Source organism: Variovorax brevis (assembly GCF_030317105.1).
GTDB lineage: Bacteria > Pseudomonadota > Gammaproteobacteria > Burkholderiales > Burkholderiaceae_C > Variovorax > Variovorax brevis.
This window is the reverse complement of sequence record NZ_JASZYG010000001.1, coordinates 805,975-820,544: the sequence shown is the minus strand read 5'-3', so window position 1 is coordinate 820,544 and position 14,570 is coordinate 805,975. Positions and strand designations below refer to the sequence as shown.

At 63.6% G+C, this 14,570-nt stretch carries 11 protein-coding genes and 1 tRNA gene; 4 read left to right on the top strand and 8 right to left on the bottom strand.

Translation table 11 applies throughout. The annotated features are described in order from the left end of the window. Nucleotides 1-247 precede the first annotated feature (247 nt). Nucleotides 248-1,063: a DUF481 domain-containing protein gene (locus QTI66_RS03520; protein WP_286557529.1), complete on the top strand. Its 816-nt coding sequence runs from the start codon at nucleotides 248-250 to the stop codon at nucleotides 1,061-1,063. Nucleotides 1,064-1,134: 71 nt separating this feature from the next. Here QTI66_RS03520 and QTI66_RS03515 read toward each other — a convergent pair whose 3' ends face one another. Further along, a complete protein-coding gene (locus QTI66_RS03515) occupies nucleotides 1,135-2,202 on the bottom strand; it encodes a cyclase family protein (protein ID WP_286557527.1) in 1,068 nt (355 codons plus the stop codon). 170 nt (nucleotides 2,203-2,372) lie between these two features. Here QTI66_RS03515 and QTI66_RS03510 point away from each other — a divergent pair, with 170 nt between their 5' ends. Further along, nucleotides 2,373-3,491 carry a beta-ketoacyl-ACP synthase III gene (locus tag QTI66_RS03510; RefSeq protein WP_286557526.1) on the top strand — a complete coding sequence of 373 codons (1,119 nt, stop codon included), beginning with the start codon at nucleotides 2,373-2,375 and terminating at the stop codon, nucleotides 3,489-3,491. A 76-nt stretch (nucleotides 3,492-3,567) separates the two neighbouring features. Here QTI66_RS03510 and QTI66_RS03505 read toward each other — a convergent pair whose 3' ends face one another. The 6 genes from QTI66_RS03505 to QTI66_RS03480 form a co-directional block, all read right to left on the bottom strand. Continuing rightward, nucleotides 3,568-4,542, bottom strand: a complete 975-nt coding sequence (locus tag QTI66_RS03505) for a tripartite tricarboxylate transporter substrate binding protein (RefSeq protein ID WP_286557525.1) — start codon at nucleotides 4,540-4,542, stop codon at nucleotides 3,568-3,570. 41 nt (nucleotides 4,543-4,583) lie between these two features. Beyond that, the gene (locus QTI66_RS03500) at nucleotides 4,584-6,020 is read right to left on the bottom strand and encodes an aldehyde dehydrogenase family protein (RefSeq protein WP_286557523.1); all 1,437 of its coding nucleotides are present in this window, start codon (nucleotides 6,018-6,020) and stop codon (nucleotides 4,584-4,586) included. A 14-nt stretch (nucleotides 6,021-6,034) separates the two neighbouring features. Next, the gene (locus QTI66_RS03495; protein ID WP_286557522.1) at nucleotides 6,035-6,964 is read right to left on the bottom strand and encodes a dihydrodipicolinate synthase family protein; all 930 of its coding nucleotides are present in this window, start codon (nucleotides 6,962-6,964) and stop codon (nucleotides 6,035-6,037) included. A 107-nt stretch (nucleotides 6,965-7,071) separates the two neighbouring features. Then, nucleotides 7,072-8,244 (bottom strand): L-rhamnonate dehydratase, encoded by a 1,173-nt coding sequence (locus tag QTI66_RS03490; RefSeq protein ID WP_286557521.1) that lies wholly within the window; start codon nucleotides 8,242-8,244, stop codon nucleotides 7,072-7,074. A 31-nt stretch (nucleotides 8,245-8,275) separates the two neighbouring features. Next, nucleotides 8,276-9,334 carry a 4-hydroxythreonine-4-phosphate dehydrogenase PdxA gene (locus QTI66_RS03485; protein ID WP_286557520.1) on the bottom strand — a complete coding sequence of 353 codons (1,059 nt, stop codon included), beginning with the start codon at nucleotides 9,332-9,334 and terminating at the stop codon, nucleotides 8,276-8,278. Nucleotides 9,335-9,338: 4 nt separating this feature from the next. Next, nucleotides 9,339-10,268 (bottom strand): Bug family tripartite tricarboxylate transporter substrate binding protein, encoded by a 930-nt coding sequence (locus QTI66_RS03480; protein WP_286557803.1) that lies wholly within the window; start codon nucleotides 10,266-10,268, stop codon nucleotides 9,339-9,341. Nucleotides 10,269-10,412: 144 nt separating this feature from the next. On the opposite strand from QTI66_RS03480, the gene QTI66_RS03475 reads away from it, so the two are divergent. Then, a complete protein-coding gene (locus QTI66_RS03475) occupies nucleotides 10,413-11,369 on the top strand; it encodes a LysR family transcriptional regulator (RefSeq protein ID WP_286557518.1) in 957 nt (318 codons plus the stop codon). An 83-nt stretch (nucleotides 11,370-11,452) separates the two neighbouring features. Here the strand turns inward: QTI66_RS03475 and QTI66_RS03470 are convergent. Beyond that, nucleotides 11,453-11,543: transfer RNA gene (locus QTI66_RS03470), tRNA-Ser, on the bottom strand. Between the two features lie 321 nt (nucleotides 11,544-11,864). Here QTI66_RS03470 and QTI66_RS03465 point away from each other — a divergent pair. Next, nucleotides 11,865-14,564, top strand: coding sequence for a type VI secretion system Vgr family protein (locus QTI66_RS03465; RefSeq protein WP_286557516.1), 2,700 nt, complete (start codon nucleotides 11,865-11,867; stop codon nucleotides 14,562-14,564). Nucleotides 14,565-14,570 lie beyond the last annotated feature (6 nt).

Below are 14,570 nucleotides of genomic sequence, written 5' to 3'. Positions count from 1 at the left end.
GATTCGGGGTCAACGCTCAACACAAACTTTGCGTTTCGGGCCGATGCCTGATGCCGGGCTGGTTCGCAACGTGAAGACGCACACCAGCATGTCCGATCGAAATTCCATGCGGAGGATCTTTGTGCCTATGAATCAACGTTGACGCACGCACCCCCACTTTTTCTCGAATGCATGACCCGCCGCACGCCCATCGCCTGCGCCTCGCGGTCTGCCCAGCACGCTATCCAAACAAAAGAAACCAGGGATCATGAACCGTACCCAATCCAATCTGTCACACCTCACCCGTATCGCTGCCGCATGTGCCTTGGCACTGGGCGCTGTCGGTGCTGCGCAAGCGCAGACCGTCAAGGCCCCGCCGGCGGTCGCGGCACCCGCGCCCGTTGCAGCGCCGGTCACGCTGCTGGACAACCAGTGGCACGGCGGCATCTCGCTCGGCGGCGCCATCAGCGCTGGCAATTCGTCGACCACGGTGCTGTCCGGCGCAGCCGACGCCACCAAGGCCACCGTGCAAGATCAACTGAGCTTCTGGGGCATCACCAACTACGCCACGAGCAAGAGCGACGGCGTGAAATCCACCAACGCGAACAGCCTGCGCCTGGGCGGACGCTACGACTACAACCTGACCGAAAAGATCTTCTTGTTCGGTGCCGGCGAGGGCGAGACGAATGACGTCGCGGGCCTGAAGTCGCGCATCGGCGCTGACGTCGGCGCGGGCTACCACGTCATTCGCAATGCCGACATGCTGTTCGACGTTTATGCGGGTGTGGGCGCAGCGCGCGTGGCCTATACCAACGGCGTGACCCACAGCGGCGGTGAACTGCTGTTCGGCGAAACCTCGACGCATCGGCTGAGTTCGAGCACGAGCTTCAAGCAGCGCCTGGAAATCCGTCCGGGCGGCAGCGGGCTGGGCACCTTGACCACCTTCGATGCGGGCCTGTCCACCGCCATTGCCGGCGCATGGACGCTGAACACCGGCCTGCAGATTCGCCATGCCACGGAGGTGCCGGCTGGGCGCAAGACGACCGACACGCTGCTGACGGTTGGGTTTGGCTACAAGTACTGAGTTTCTTGCTTCGTGCTTTGCCCTTTGGAGGGGCATTGAGAAGGGCCCGCGCAAGCGGGCCTTTTGTTTTCTCACACCGTCGCAATCGGCGTGACCGGCGAGCCCACGGCGCCGGGCAAGCGCAAGGGCGGTGCCGTCTGCAGAAACCTCGACCGTCCATTGGCGCGCAGCCAATCCGCCAGGTGCGTCAGGAGCCACATCTCGCCGAGATTGACGCCGAGCTTGAAGAGGCAGTGCGCGTGCAAGGGCAGCGTCGCGCAGGGGCCGGCGCGCGGCTCGGCGGGGTGCGCCTCGACGGCGTAGTTGTCCGCGATCAGCGAGGCCAGGCCGCTGTCGGTGATCCATTGCAGGAGCCGTTCGTCGCGCCCGTCGAGCACGGCGCCCACGCCCTGCAGCGCAACGCCGTCGGGTTGGCCTTTCATGTCGATCAGCGCCTGCGCGAAGCCGGTGCGCAGGCAGACCATGTCTCCTGGTTCGACCACCACGCGGTCCTGGTCGAGCACGCGCATCAGGATATCGTAGCCGACAAGGGTGCGCCCGGACCCCAGGTTGGCCTGCAGGTCGATCATGACGCCGCGCCCCTGCATGCCGTGCACCGCCATGTGCTCGATGCCGAGCTTGCGTGCCGCGGAGGTCGAACGCGCGTTGGCGCCGCGCTCGGGCACGCCGGCATCCGATCCGTCGACGGGGCCAAAGATGTGCGGCCCTGCGCGGTAGCCGTTGTAGTAGACCGCTTCGGGCAGGCCGTCGCCGTTGGCGTCGAACATCTGGCCGATGTGGGCGAAGCTGTCCCACTGCGTGGAGTACTGCAGGTGCAGGATCGCCAGGTCGTCGCAGATCACATCGCTGTGGAGTGGATTGAGCAGCTCCAGCCGATAGTTCATGTTCGGCTTGCCATCGCGCAGGGTGGGGCGCAGCACCGGCGGGTGGCGCCTCGGGTTCAGCACGTTGCCGCCCGGCAGGTCCAGCGGCAGGCTGAGGCAGAAGGTCAGGCCTTCGCGGACTTCTGCGAGGCCCTGGCGCACTTTTTCGGCGGTCAGCAGGTTGGCTCGGCCGAGTTGGTCGTCGGGTCCGAAATCGCCCCAGGTGGAGCCGTCAGGGCGTTGGGTCCAGCGCTGTTCCTGTTCGTTGGTGGCCATGTGTCTCCGTGCTTGATACAAGGCGAAGGGAAGGATACTTTGAGTGGCAAGAAATCAACGTCGGGACTGACCCGTGGCTGGAGGCGGGCCCCGATCGGTAGTGGACAATCTGCCTGGCCCCGCGCAGTTCGGCTGCGCATTTCCCACATAGAACCATCAGAGACGTCGCCATGCATCGAGTCGCCATCAGCAGCACCGGCCTGTTCACACCGCCCGAGGTGATCACCAACGAGGAGTTGGTGGAGACCTACAACCAGTACGCCGCGTTGGAGAACGCCAGGTACGCCGCCGAGATCGAGGCGGGCACCCGCGCGGCGCTGGTCAACTCCAGCGTGGAGTTCATCGAGAAAGCCTCCGGCATCAAACGCCGCTACGTGATGGAAAAGTCCGGAGTGCTGGACCCGACGCGCATGCGCCCCGTCTTCACGCCGCGGCCCGACACGGAGCTGTCCTTGATGGCCGAGATCGCCGTCAAGGCGGCGCAGGACGCGCTGACGCGTGCCGGCAAGACCGCCGGCGACGTCGACATGGTGATCTGCGCCTCGGCCAACATGCAGCGCGCCTATCCCGCCATGGGCGTGGAGATCCAGACCGCGCTGGGTATCCAGGGGTTCGGCTTCGACATGAACGTGGCGTGTTCGTCGGCCACCTTCGGGCTGGAGATGGCCTTCAACGCGGTGCGCAGCGGCGGCGCTCGGGCCGTGCTCATGGTCAACCCCGAGATCACCTCGGCCCACCTGGCGTGGAAAGACCGCGACTGCCATTTCATCTTCGGCGACGTCTGTACGGCCGTGCTGGTGGAGCGTCTGGACCTCGCGCCTGCCGGTGCCTTCGAGGTGCTGGGCACCAAGGCCTTGACTACGTTCTCCAACAACATCCGCAACAACTTCGGCTTCATGTCGCGCGCCGAAGACCGCGACCCGGACGACCGCGACCAGTTGTTCCGCCAGGAAGGGCGCAAGGTGTTCAAGGAGGTCTGCCCCATGGCGGCGGACCACATCGAACAGCACCTGGCCACGCTGGGCTATGCGCCCGCCGACGTGCGCCGTTTCTGGCTGCATCAGGCCAACCTGTCGATGAACCAGTTCATCGCGCGCAAGTTGCTCGGTCGCGATGCCACGCTGGACGATGCGCCTGTGATCCTGGATGAGTTTGCGAATACCGCGTCAGCCGGTTCCATCATTGCTTTCCATCGCCATCAGGGCGACATCAAGCTTGGTGATGTGGGCGTGATCTGCTCTTTCGGGGCGGGGTATTCGATTGGCAGTGTGATTGTGAAGAAGCTCTGAGCGTTCCGGGAAAGCGGGAGCAAGGATGCAAAGCAACCGGGCTCGGAGAGGGCCCGTATTTGCCATGGCGATCTGATTATTTCTGGATCACGAGCTTGGCAAGGACCTTCTTCAAAGACTCCCGGTCGCTTTCAATGGTCGCCTTGAAGCCATTGGCGTCGGCATACGATTCGCCAAGGTTGGCCCTTGCCAGTGCCTCCTTGAAGGTTGGCTCGGCGGCAGTCGCGCTCACTGCCTTGCTCAGCGTCTGCACGACGTCCAAAGGAGTGCCCTTGGGGACGGAGAGGCCGCGCCACACGCCGATCGACAAATCGATCTTGCGTTCCTTGAGTGTCGGGGTGCTGGCGTAGGTTCCACCCAGCCGTTGGTCGGCCATGATCGCCAGCACGCGAAGCTTGCCCGCCTGGACATGCTGCAAGACTTCGCCAGGACTCACCGTGATGGCATCGACGTGGCCGCCGAGCAGGCTTGCGACCGCCGGGGCCGCGCCCTGGAATGGCACGTGGTTGAACTGCGCGCCCGTGCGATCCTCGACCGCCGCCGCAGCGATGTGCCAGATGTCGCCCACGCCACCGTTTCCGACTTGCATGACGCCAGGCTTCTTCTTTGTGTCAGCGATGAATTCCTCCACGGTCTTCCAGGGCGAATCGGCGCGCACCGTGATGGCTGCAGGATCGAAGTTCAGCCGAGCCACGGGGATGAAGTCGTCCGCGTTGACCTTCATGAGACCCAAGGCGGGCAGGATGACAAGGTTCACGCTCATCACGCCGACCTTGTAACCATCGGGCTTGGCGTTGGCGACGTCGGCAAAACCAATGGCACTCGAAGCACCGGGCTTGTTGACGACGATAAAGGGTTGAGGCAAGTGCGTGCGGGCGGCCTCGGCAAAAGCGCGCGCGACGATGTCGGTGCCGCCGCCGGCCGAAGCGGCCACGATCAGTTCCACCGGCCGGCTGGGATAGTCGGCGGCGAGTGTCGTCGTGGCCAACATGGAAGACAGCGACAACGTCAGGAGCTTGCGCGCTGCGATCGAGGAACCGCTTGTTTTCATCGGGGCTTTCGTTATGGACAGGATTTGCCCGGCCTGATTGCTCAAGCCAGCGTGTAGGCCGTCTTCACCGTGGTGAAGAACTCCTGCGCGTACTTGCCCTGCTCGCGCGGACCGTAGCTGGAGCCCTTGCGCCCGCCGAAGGGCACGTGGTAGTCCACGCCCGCCGTCGGCAGGTTCACCATGACCATGCCGGCCTGGCTGTGGCGCTTGAAGTGCGTGGCGTACTTAAGGCTCGTGGTGGCGATGCCCGCCGAGAGGCCGAACTCGGTGTCGTTGGCGGTCGCCAGCGCTTCCTCGTAGTTCTTGACCTTGATGACGCTCGCCACCGGGCCGAAGATTTCCTCGCGGTTGATGCGCATCGAAGCGACCGATTCGCTGAAGAGGGCCGGCGACATATAGAAGCCGTCGGTGTCCAGCTTGAGCCGTTCGCCGCCCGCAGCCAGCGTGGCGCCTTCGCTCTTGCCGATCTCGATGTAGCTCAGGTCCTGCTCGAGCTGGCTCTGGCTGGAGACCGGGCCGATGTCGGTGCCTTGCGCCAGCGCATCGCCCACCTTGATCTTCGCCATGCGCTGCTTCATCGCCTCGATGAACTTCGGATAGATGCCTTCGGTGACGATGAGGCGGCTCGATGCCGTGCAACGTTGACCGGTCGAATAGAAGGCGCTCTGGACGCTGAGTTCAACCGCTTGGTTCAGGTCAGCGTCGTCGAGTACGACTTGCGGGTTCTTGCCGCCCATTTCGAGCTGCACCTTCTTGTGGTTCTCCACGCACTTCAAGGCGATGCGGCGGCCCACGCCGACCGAGCCGGTGAAGCTCACCGCATGGATGCCGGGATCGTTGACCAGCGCATCGCCGATCACGCTGCCGCGGCCCATCACGAGGTTGAACACGCCTGCCGGAATACCGGAGCGGCTGATGATGTCGGCCAGCGCCCATGCGCAGCCTGGCACCAGGTCAGCGGGCTTGAGCACGACGCAATTGCCGAAGGCCAATGCCGGCGCGATCTTCCAGGCGGGAATGGCGATGGGGAAGTTCCACGGCGTGACCAGGCCGACGACGCCCACCGGCTCGCGCGTGATTTCCACGCCGATGCCAGGACGCACCGAGGGCAGCAGCTCGCCCGACAGCCGCAGGCATTCGCCGGCGAAGAACTTGAAGATGTGGCCGGCGCGCGTGGCTTCGCCGATGCCTTCCGCCTTGGTCTTGCCTTCTTCGCGAGCGAGCAGCGCGCCGAGTTCCTCCTTGCGCGCGAGGATTTCGCTGCCGATCTTGTCCAGAGCATCCGAGCGCGCTTGCACGCTGCCCGTGGCCCAAGCGGGGAAGGCGGCGGTGGCGGCGGCGACCGCCGCTGCAACTTGCGCCGCGTCGCCCTGCGCGTATTCGGCGATGGTGTCGGACAGGTTCGAGGGGTTCAGGTTGGGGCTGTAGCTGTTGCCCTTGACCCATTCGCCGCCGATGAGGTTGTCGTGTTGTTGCATGTTGGCTTTCACGTTCAGCGTGCCCACCGCAGCACCAGTGCGTCGAGACGTTTGGCGGTTTCGATCAGAAGCGCACGGGATGCCGGGTGGATCGCGGGGAAGGGATGGCGCGGCGCTTCGCAGTCGATGACGCCGCCTTCCTTCATCAGGGACTTGGCAGCCAGCGGCCCGCACTGGCGGTTCTCGATGTTGATGAGCGGCAACCAGCGCTCGTAGCCCGCGATGGCGTCGTCGCGTCGCCCGGCTCGCCACGCATCGAGGATCGGTCGAATGCCGTCCGGAAAGCCGCCGCCGGTCATCGCGCCTGTCGCGCCAGCGTCGAGGTCGGGCACCAGCGTGATGGCTTCCTCACCGTCCCACGGACCTTCGATGGCGTCGCCTCCGAGGCGAATCAACTCGCGCAGCTTGGCTGCAGCACCCGCGGTCTCGATCTTGAAGTAGCTGACGTGCTCGATCTCCTTCGCCATGCGCGCAAGAAAGGCCGAGGACAGCGGCGTCCCGGCAGCTGGCGCGTCCTGGATCATGATGGGGATGGTCACCGCATCCGACAGCCGCGCGTAGAACTCATGGATTTGCGGCTCGGGAACGCGGAACGTGGCACCGTGATAAGGCGGCATCACCATCAACATCGATGCGCCCTGGTCTTGTGCGCGGCGGCTTCGAGCGGCGCAGACCCGGGTGCTGAAGTGTGTGGTCGTGACGATCACCGGCACGCGGCCGTTGACATGTTCAAGCACGGTACGCGTGAGCACTTCGCGCTCGTCGTCGGACAGGAGGAATTGCTCGGAGAAGTTGGCCAGGATGCAAAGGCCATTCGAGCCCGCGTCGATCATGAAGTCGACACAGCGCTTCTGGCTTTCGAGATCGAGTTCGCCGCTTTCGGTGAAGGGCGTCGGCACGACAGGAAAGAGACCTTTGTATCGGGCGGCGGAGGGAGTTTTCATGTCCGTTTCTTCTTCAGGTGTTGACGCTGGTTCGCGTTGCCATGAACGCTTGCTGTCCATTGCCGCGCAGTTCGCAGTGCGAAGTCCACTTGCTGGGCCGCGGTGCCCTATTCGATGATGTCGAACTGGTCGAGGAACCCGGTTTGCAGCGTCAAGCCCAGGCCCGGCTTGTCATCATCGAGTTGCAGGAAGCCGTTGTCGGCCACCGGCTCGCCGTCGAAGATGTAATAGAACAGCTCGTTGCCCACTTCCACGTCGAACATCGGGAAGTACTCGCTCATCGGCGATGCCAGCGAACTCATGGTCAGGTGGTAGTTGTGCATCTGGCCGGCATGCGGTACCACGGGCACGCTGTACGCCTCGCACAGCGCATTGATCTTGTGGGCGGCGGTGATGCCGCCGACGCGGTTGGTGTCGTACTGCACCACGCTCACCGCCTTGCGCTCGAGCAATTGCTTGAAGCCATAGAGCGAGAACTCGTGCTCGCCGCCCGAGATCGGGATGCTGGTGAAGGCGTTGAGTTCGGCGTAGCCGTCGATGTCGTCGGCGATCACCGGTTCTTCGACCCAGCGCGGCTGGAATTTTTCCAGCTTGGGCAGCATGCGCTTGGCGTATTCGACGTTCCAGCCCATGTAGCACTCGAACATCAAGTCGTTGTCATAGCCGATAACTTCGCGCAGGGCTTCGGCTGCCTTGAGGTTTTCGGTCACGCCCTTGGTGCCGTGCGCCGGGCCGTAGCCGAAGCGCGACTTGAACATCGTGAAGCCCTGGTCGAGGTACTTCTGCGCCTCGGCCTGCATGTCATCGAGGTTGGTGCGGTAGAGCTTGGAGTAGTAGCAGGGGATCTTCTCTTTGGTGCGACCGCCCAGCAACTTGAACACCGGCTTGTTGACCGACTTGCCCAGGATGTCCCAGATGGCGAGGTCGATGGCCGAGATTGCCGCCATGGTCACGCCCTTGCGCCCCCAGGCATGCGTCGCGCGGTACATGCGCTGCCACAGGTATTCGTAGTCCCACGGGTCCTGGCCGAGGATGAGCGGCGTGAGGTACTCGTCAATGATGGCCTTGGCAATCTTCGGTGCCAACGCCACATTGCCCAGGCCAATGATGCCATCGTCGGTCTCGATTTCGACCACCGTCCACGAATGGAAGCGGAAGGTGCTCATGGTCTCGGTCCTGGAGTACACGAGGTCCATTGCGTTGGAGCAGAAGTTGCCCTGCGGCGGAACGGTCTTGCCCTTCCATTGAAAGACGCGGGCGCGGACGGATTTGATCTTCATGGCAGTTGTCTCGGTTGATGGTGATGGTGAATCAGGCTGCGGTGAACGACGGGGACTCTGCGAGGCGGTGCGCAGCGCCCATGCGGCTCGCGATACGGAAGGCTTGCCACGTCGCTTCGACGCTGGCCTTGCCCTGGCCGGCGATGTCATAGGCGGTGCCGTGTGCTGGCGTGGTGATCGGAATCGGCAGGCCTCCCTGGACCGTGACGCCGCGGCTGAAGCCCAGCAGCTTGATCGCGATCTGGCCCTGGTCGTGGTACATGGTCACGATGGCCTGGTATTCGCCGGCTTGTGCCTTGAGGAAGATGGTGTCGGCGGGAAAGGGGCCGGCAAAGGGCGACTCGGTCGGCCAGCTTTTTGCCTGCAATGCCTTAACCGCGGGTTGGATGATGTCGATCTCTTCGCGGCCGCACACGCCGCCATCACCGCCGTGCGGGTTGAACGCGGCAATCGCCACCTTTGGCTGCGCAATGCCGTTGGCCAGCAGCGAGCGGTAGATCAACCCGGCGGCCTGTTCGATGCGCTCGACGCTGAGGTAGCCCGCTACGTCCTTCATCGGCACATGCGACGAGATGCGAGAAGTCCACAGGTCGCCGAGCGTGTTGAATTCGCAGAAATAGCCGGTCACGCCGAGGTGCTCGGCAAAATGATGCAACTCGTCTTCGTGCTGCATGCCGCCGATCTTCATGGCCTGCTTGTTCAGGGGTGCGAAGCAGATGGCGTCGAGGTCGCCGGCCACCGTCGCGTCCATGCAGCGGTCGAGCACCTTGAGCACGGAGCGGCCGCCTGCGGACTCTGCCTTGCCGCGGTGCACGTCTGAGGGGTTGATGGTGTCGACGGCGAGGAAAGCAGGGCGCTGCGTGCTGGCCCGACCGCGCACTTCCGGGAGCGCCGTCACTTCGTCGACCGCGACCTCCACGCCTGCGATGCGCTGGCCCTCATCCCACAACCAGCGGTCGCCGACCAGCACCACGTTGGCAAGGGCGGTGGCCTCGGGCTTGGCCAGCAGGCGGGCGATCAGTTCGGCGCCGATGCCGGCAGGATCTCCGAGCGTCACTGCAACGACGGGAAGTTGGGTGTTCGAGCTCATGGGGTCAGTCCATCCGGATGTTGTTTTTCTTGATGATTTCGCCGAAGCGCTTGAACTCGCTCGCGTGGAACTCCGCGAACTGCGCTTGCGTCATCGGTGTGATCTCGGCGCCGATGGCGTCGAGTCGCGTCTTGGTCTCCGGCAGCACCAGCACAGCGTTCACGGCGTCATGCACCTTGGCCTGCACGGCCTTCGGCGTCGATGCCGGCATGTAGATGCCGTACCAGGCACTGATTGCAACGGCCGGGTAGCCTGCCTCCGTCATGGTGGGCACGTTGGGCAACTGCGGGTTGCGCTTGACCGTGGTCACCGCCAACGCGCGGATCTTGTTGTTCTTGATCTGGCCCAGCACCGAGGGCAGGGTGTCGAAGCTCATCTGGATCTGGCCGCCGATCAGGTCGACCAGCGCGCCGCTGCTGCCCTTGTAAGGCACGTGCGAGATGTCGACGCCCGCGGCATCCTTGAACATCTCGGCCGCAATGTGCTGCGTGCTGCCCGCGCCGCTCGATGCAAAGTTGAGCTTGCCCGGCTCCTTCCTGGCCAACGCGACGAGCGCCTTTGCGGAATCAACTGGCAAGTCGTTGTTGACCACCAGCACGTTGGGCACGGCGCCGACGAATGCCACCGGCACGAGGTCCTTGTTGCTGTCGTAGGGAAGCTTGAGCATGTGCGGCGCGATGCCATGCGCCGTGACCACGCCCATCACCATCGTATGGCCGTCGACCGACTTGGCCGTGACGTCGGCTGCGATGGTGTTGGAAACGCCCGGCCGGTTCTCCACGACCACGGGTTGCTTGAGCAGCGGACCGAGCCGGTCGGCCACGGCGCGGGCCATGGCGTCAGTGCCGCCGCCGGGCGGGGAGCCCACCAGGATCCGCACCGGCTTGGCGGGCCATTCGTCGGCGTGCGCGGCGCTCAGGCTTGCGAGAAACATGAGCGCGGTGGCGCATGCAGTCATCAACTTCTTCATCTGCTTGTCTCCAGGCTGTTGTGGGGATCGACAAGCCGATGGTAGGCAGCTGATTGATTGCCGTAAACTGAAAACACTTGATCGATTGATAACCTGAGGAGATCAAAAATGGGCTCTATCGACCGGCAGGACAGCACCCCGCAATTGCTCAACCGCCTGCGCATGCGGCAGATCGCCCTCATGCTGGCCATAGAGGAGCGGCGCACCTTGCGCGCAGCCGCTGCGCAGTTGGGGCTGACGCAGCCCGCCGCCACAAAGATGCTTCACGAACTGGAGAGCGCGCTCGGGCAGACCTTGTTCGAGCGCGTGGGCCGTGGCTTGCAGCTCAACGCCGCCGGGGTGCGTGTGACGGGCTATTTCCGCAGCATCCGCGGCAGCATGGAAGCGTTGAACCGCGAACTCGGCGAACTGAAGCTCGGCAGCGCGGGCAAGTTCTCGGTCGGCAGCATCATGGCCGCGTCACCGGGCCGGCTCACGAATGCGCTGCTCAGCTTGAAAGCGATGTATCCATTGCTGTCGTTCGAGATCGCCGTGGATACGAGCGACAAGCTGCTGGCGCAGTTGCGCGATGGCGTGCTGGAGGTGGTGATCGGCCGGCTTGTCGAACACCCGGGCATCGACTGCACGTTCCGTGCGATCGAAGACGAGGCACTCGCCATCGTCGTGGGCAATGACCATCCACTTGCGCGCAAGCGCCGTGTCGAGTTCGAGGCGCTGCTGGACTATCCATGGGTGCTGCAACCGGCCGGCAGCCCCATGCGCACCCTCATCGACCGCGAATTCCGCGACCACCATGCTGCTCTTCCCAAGGGCCTGATCGAGACGGGCTCGATCCTCACGACCATCAACCTGATCCGCAGTTCGAATTTGATTGCGGTGATTCCGGCGGCCGTCGCACTGAATGATGCAAAGCACGGCATCCTGCACATCGTGGCCTACCGAATGGGTCAGACGCTGGAGGCTTACGGCAGCCTGGTTCGCACGGACCGGCCGTTGAGCAAACCGGCCGTGGAGTTCCTGAAGTTGCTCCATGACGGGAGCCCGGCACGCAAGGGCGCTTCATGAAGTGCCCAGACGCAAAAAAGCCCCGACGAGCGAGGCTTTCAGCAGGTTTTTGGAATGACCTGACGCGATGTGAGGCGCGCATTTGGCGGAGCAGGCGGGATTCGAACCCGCGGAGGGCTATTAACCCTCACACGCTTTCCAGGCGTGCGACTTAAACCGCTCATCCACCGCTCCGAAGCCCACGATTGTAGCAGCGCGGCGACGTGAATTTCGGCGGCGCGGCAGCATTGTTCGCAATTGTCGATCACGTGGCCGATGGCGCTCTCCCGCCCGCAACATGCGCATGGACGAGGTGGCATGCACGCTGCGACAAGATGACTTCGAGCGCAGCCGACGACTTGAGATCGTGGACAAATTCTTTTGAGAAACGGCTTGTTGTGGCTCGCCAGCCGGACGAGCAGGCAACAAGCCTTGTGCCGGCAGCTAGACTGCGCGTTCAATAAAAAAAGTGCGCCGACCTTGAAGAGGAAGAGTTGCGCACACAGGGAGAAATTGTTGCTGAATCTGTCACACACCCTGCGGGTCGCGTCGCCTGCGATACCGCTATTTCTGGGCCAACCGGCACTGCACCCAGTCCGCATTTGCGGTCGCGAAGGCGTCAACAGCCTGTTCGAGTACGAACTGTTGCTCAAGACCCCCGATGCGCTGAACCTCGGCGCCTCGGGTGCAGCGGACTTTGACCTGGACCAATTCATAGGTCGCGAGATCGCCTGCACCATCGACCTCGACGGCGCCGGCGAATTCCTGCCTGGCGCCGTGGGTGCGTCGGTGGACCGAATCGGCGCTGGCGTGCGGCAGATCAATGCGCTCATCACCGACGCGCAACTGTGGGGCGAAGAAGGGCGTCACATTCAGTACAAGCTGACGTTGCGCCCCTGGCTGCACTTGGCCACCCTGACCACCGACTGCAAGATCTTCCAGAACAAGACAGTCAGCGAGATCTTCGATGAACTGTTGGCCGACTACCCCTTTTCCGTTGAAAAGCGCCTGTACGAGACGTACCCGGTCCGGGACTATCAGTGTCAGTTCAACGAATCCGACTTTGCGTTCTTCGAGCGCTTGTGCCAGGAATGGGGGATTTCCTTTCATTTCGAGCACTCCGACGACAAGCACCGGCTGGTGCTTTCCGACGCCATGGGCGCGTACAAGCCCAACGACAGTGCTGCGTACCAGATCGTCGAATACCACGCGCCCGGCTGGAAGATTGACGCGGAGTACATCCATACCTTCACGCCGCACAACCACCTGACAAGCGGCCGCTACGCTACCCGCGACTACGACTACACCCGCCCCAAGTCCGACCTCGCCGTCGGAAGCCGGGACCCTCGTCCTACGGGGCAGGCCGATCAGGAAATCTACGAATGGCACGCCAGCCAAACTGGCAGCGCCGGCAGCCACTACGCCCAGCCGCGGGCCGGTGCCACCGGCAGCAATGAGCCGGCAGCTGAAGGCGGGCAACTTGCGCTACTGCGGATGCAAGCCCTGCGTTCTCACGGATCACGCGCCCAAGCCAGCGGAAATCTGAGGGGCATGGTTCCGGGTTGCACCTTCAGGCTGGCGAAGCATCCGCGCCACAGGGCCAATGCCGAGTACCTGATTCTCGACACCCGCCTGCTGATCGAAGACGTGGCGCGAGACAGCCAGCACCTTGACGCCCGCACCGAGCGGCGCCAGCAGTGGCGCGTACAGGTCGATCTGACGGCCCATCCGGTTGCGCAGCCACTGCGTCCGGAACTGACGCGATCAAAGCCCCGTACAGGCGGTCCGCAGCCTGCCCTGGTCGTCGGTCCTGAAGGGCAGAACGTCTGGACCGACGACCTGGGCCGCATCAAGGTCCAGTTCCCCTGGGACCGCATCGGACAGAAGAACCAGCACAGCACCTGCTGGTTGCGCGTCTCAAGTCCATGGGCTGGCAATCAACTGGGCGGCGTGCACATTCCCCGCATCGGGCAGGAAGTCATCGTCGATTTCTACGGTGGTGATCCCGATCTGCCGATCTGCACTGGGCGGGTTCACAACCAGATGAACCTGCCGCCTTGGAGCCTGCCCGGTCAGCATGCGCTCAGCGGCTTCCGCAGCCGCGAACTGCTGCCCGATAGTGGCAACGCCTCTGGCGGGCGAAGTAATCACCTCGTGATGGACGACACGGCCGAAAGGATTCAGGTCCAACTCAAGAGCGACCATCAGCACAGTCAGTTGTCGCTGGGGCACATTGCCCGCATCGACGGCAATCGGGGCCGCGCCGACCTTCGAGGAGAGGGCTTCGAACTGCGCACCGACGGCCACGGCGTCTTGCGTGCGCAGGACGGCCTGCTCATCTCCACCGAGGGTCGCGCCGCGGCCAGTGGCTACATCAAGGCGATGGACGAAGCCAAGCGCAGGCTGGCCAAGGCCCATGAGCAACACGAACAGATGGCCGAACTGGCGCAGAAGTTCGAGGCGCAACAGTCCGGCAAGGAGCAGTCAGACGTCGCCAACGGCATCGCCGCCCAGAACGCTGACATCAGCGGCGACTGCAAACCCGATGTCCAGGCCGGCGTGTTTCCCGAACTCGCAAAGCCGCACCTCGTCCTGGCCAGCCCGGCGGGCATCGAAACCTCCACGCGCCAGAGCACGCACATTGCCAGCGACGAACACAACGCCTTCACCAGCGGCGGTCACACCAGCCTGGTTGTAGGGCGCGGCCTGTTCGCCAGCGTCAAGGACGCCATCAAGCTGTTCGCCCACAAGGCGGGCATGAAGCTGGTGGCGGCCAGTGGCGACATCGACATCAAGGCGCTCAATGACAGCATCCACGTGCTGGCCAAGCTCAACATCAACCAGACGGCCGAGCGAATCACCATCAGCGCCGGGAAAGAGCTGATTTTGCAAGGTGGCCGCAGCTTCTCGCGCTATGCCGACGAGGGGATCGTGCATGGCACGCCAGGCTTTCATCGCGAGCAGGCGGCGACACACGTCTTGGAGGGCCCACAGAGCCGATCAATTGCTGCGAACGGTTGGCCTGACGCTCAGTTCAACGAACAGTTCATCGTCAAGACGCCCGAAGGCAAACCCGTTTCGAGGATGCGCTACCGCATCAAGCGGGACGACGGGGCGGTGATCGAAGGCGTCACAGGCGCAGACGGAATCGTGCCCATGCAAAAGGGCACGGACCCAGCCCAACTCACCATCGAATTGCTTGGCATCCAGGAGTAACAGCAT